This is a genomic window from Methanospirillum sp., assembly GCF_028679455.1.
Lineage (GTDB): Archaea > Halobacteriota > Methanomicrobia > Methanomicrobiales > Methanospirillaceae > Methanospirillum.
The window spans coordinates 1-3394 of record NZ_JAJRBM010000064.1; the positions used below are offsets into that span (position 1 = coordinate 1).

Annotated in this window: 1 protein-coding gene; it reads right to left on the reverse strand. The window is 53.3% G+C overall.

All coding sequences use genetic code 11. From position 1 onward, the window contains the following. A partial coding sequence (gene polC, locus LUQ50_RS02080) for a DNA polymerase II large subunit (RefSeq protein ID WP_300035453.1) occupies nucleotides 1–3394 on the reverse strand: 3394 nt, incomplete at both ends.

The following is a 3394-nucleotide window of genomic DNA, read 5'->3' on the forward strand; positions in this document are numbered from 1 at the left end:
CTGAGCCCTCATGCACCGTAGGGATGACATTCCCTCCGCACCGGCATTTGCCTGACAGAGGCATCCGGCGGTAACTGGTGTTGCATTTGGTGCACCTGAACTTCTGTTTTGCAAACGCCCCGAGATTTCCCTGGAGATCCCGGATAAAATGAGTCTGCAGCACCCGTTCAGCCACATCATGCTCGTCAACCGCACGGATCTTTCTTGCAAGCTCAAGTTCGCAGTTGAGTTTATCCACCATCGACTGGAGCTGGGTATACATCGTATCGAGTGGCCCGGCCGAGATATCTGACGTGTCATGAGTGAAGAAGAATCCCTCAACCTGGTTCTCCTTTCCAAGCCGTTTCTCAACCCGGTCGATGAGGCCTTCCACTTCTTTCGGGTGTGCATATTCAAGTGCTTTCAGATACAGTTCAAGTGGATATCCGGCACAGACATCCAGGTTATGACTCTCTTTATCGATCTCGGTGGGATCAATCCTGCTGCTGAGCACCAGAGGAGCATCCATCGATCCGCCACGGGTTTCAGGAAGGAACGACCGTGAGAAGTTGATCAGGCCGTCAAGAAGGAGCATGACACAGTCCTCGTCACCATCACACTGCCCGGTGAAGATCCCGTTTGCAACTATGGTATGATCCGCATCAACGGTCAGACAGTAGACCCGTTCGTCAGGAGCAGGAACGTAATCGATCGCGGTGATGCGATCCGAAATAACCACTCCACCCTCCCAGACTGGCACAGCATCGCCGATATTCACCTCAAGAGCCCGGATTTTGCGGAGATAATCCACATCCCAGATCATCATTGCATGATCCGGGGTTACCATGAGTTCTCTTCCCCGTGCGGTTACAAATTTAATCAGGTTCCGGGGTGATCGGTGTACCGATATTGCGGTAACCTTTCTCATGTGTGGGATGCCCCCGGTGTCCACACTTCGTGCATAGGCAGGACGGGTCGGGTCTGCGTAGAACGTTCCGAGATCATCAACTCCGGCCTGTGAGAGATCAAGACGTTCGAGCACAAACTGACGGATCGGAACCGTATGGAATCCGGTCTCATCTGCTACCTCGATCAGGGTGTCACCAAAAAAGCAGTTACGCCGTTTGGCTGCATGGAAGAAGGGATGACCATATCCGACGTTTGCTTTTGAGAACCCGATCAACCTGACGAGCACTCCTGCACTGGTATGAGGAGCAAGACCGATGATGAGATGCCCTATCAGATCAGTCCGTTCTTCACACCGGTAGAACGGTTCAAGACCGTAATATTTGACCAGTAACTGGTCAATGAACTTCGTACAGGCAAGCAGGTAGTCTGCACATCCTTCCGGAACAAGGATATCCTGGGGCGGGAGTTCGAGGATCTGCTCCCGATCAGTCAGCTCCTTCCCGTAGATATCATGGGTGTACCCCAGTTCAATCAGTTTCTCAATTGTGACCCCTATCTCCCGGGGACGGAAGTGAGTAAGTGGCATATCAATGATATCAAACCTGACCGTCCCGTCTTTGAACACAACGAGATCAAGGCGTGATCGCAACAGACCCTTCTCAAGCGATTCGACCGGCTTCAGTTTAGAGACCAGTCCTTTCACACCCTTAACGAGATCCCCGTCCTTCCGTCTGATTCCGAGATTATTCAGAGCAGACTGGTACAACTGGTTGATGTTTATGGTATATTCCCTGCTTGAGGTTCCCGGCACCCCGCACTGTGGGCATACTCCGTCTCCGGTCTCAATACCACATCGGGGACAAGTGAGCAGGGGCTCGGTATGACTGCCACATGAGCACCGGTTCAGGTATGTCTCGGTTCTACATGCCGGACACTTTCTGACTCCCATTACGAGCGGGATGATACCTCCTATCTCGATCTGCAGGACTCCTCCTCCACCCTGGGAGGTCTGTTTTCCTGCCTCCAGACCTGAACGACGGGATCCTCCTCCTTCTCCGACCGGGAAGAGTACGTGTGGTGCCGGTTTCATCTCACGCCGTTTAGACTTTCCTGGTCTGCCCATTCTCCCCCCGATCCGGGTACCCGTCTTTGAACGGAGGCGAAGTCCGGAGAGATGCATGATAAGCTGAAGCGAGTCTTCAGGCAGGGTTTCGTCCCAGGCAGGAACCGGTTTCAGGCAGTCATCAAGTCCAAGACACTGGCAGAACAACCGGGCCGGGGTGATATGATATGCCTCTTCTCTGAAAGTATGGGGACAAAGGATCTCTTCAAGAAGTATTTTGATCTCTGGGTCTGCCTGAATATGAAGGGTATTCTCTGCAAGTGTTCCATGGGCAGAGATGTATTCAGTAAGGGTTCTGATCTGCTCCGGCTTGATATCATCCCAGAGCAGGGTGAAGTCAGGATGCAGGTATGCTCCTGATTCACAACAGGCCAGTGCCTCTTCCTCGGTCTCAGGGTGACCTTCCCCTCCTTCAAGATGCCACCATGCTTCGCAGTATGCACAGGGTGCAAGTACATGGTTATTCTCCATGAACTCGCCATAACTGAGCAGAATTTCCCCGACATCGAGGATCGAGGCGACCTGGGGAGAGAGTTCCCTGGCCTGCTTAGCGTTATCGATCCTGAGTACATCTCCGTTGATCAGTCTGACGGTTGGACCCTGGATTGAATCAACCGGTGAGATCCCTGCAGCTTTTCCAGGTCGTTCGGTCTTCATCTGGGTTCCGACAGCAAGAAAGTCCCCAAGGATATGAAGCGTTGCCGGATGGAGACCCCCTGCAGCGAGACCGGTGTTGCGTGATCTGCCGTATATGAGTCTGAATCCACCTTTGCGCATCGGGTACGCGAAGACTGGTCGTCCCCCGATGAGATCCCTGAGGAATTTGTCCTTGGGATGGATCCCGATCTCTTTCTCTTCCGGGTCAGAACTGGAGGTGGTGGAATGCATCAGCTCCTCGAGCCAGTCCCATCCGTCCATCTTCATTTTTCTGACGTTTCTGAGTACCTTGGGTGCCTTGAGAATGAGCCCTTCAGCGATGACCAGGGCCATCCCGCCACGCACCGTGTTTGTCTCAACCCGCTCAAGATTCCGGTACCCGGAGACTTCATCTTTCTCGGTAGGTTCGCCATCGATACAGACCGGGCAGTTCTGGATGATCAGCCTGATCTCTTCGGGTGATGGAAGGTACTGCAGGCTCATGATTGAGTTGTACTGTCTGATCTCCTCGACATACCGCTCAATCTCTTCAGGACGCGGGATGTACCGGTTCAGGCCAAGCAGCCGTCTCGCATAATCACCGACCAGCACCGAGAGTGCCTGTGCTGTTCCTCCTGCACTCCGGATCGGCCCTGCATAATAGATCGAGAGATACTCGGTCCCGTCATCATTCTTCCTGATTGCAACTTTGGCTATCCCTTCAATCGGTGCTGACACCACCCCTTC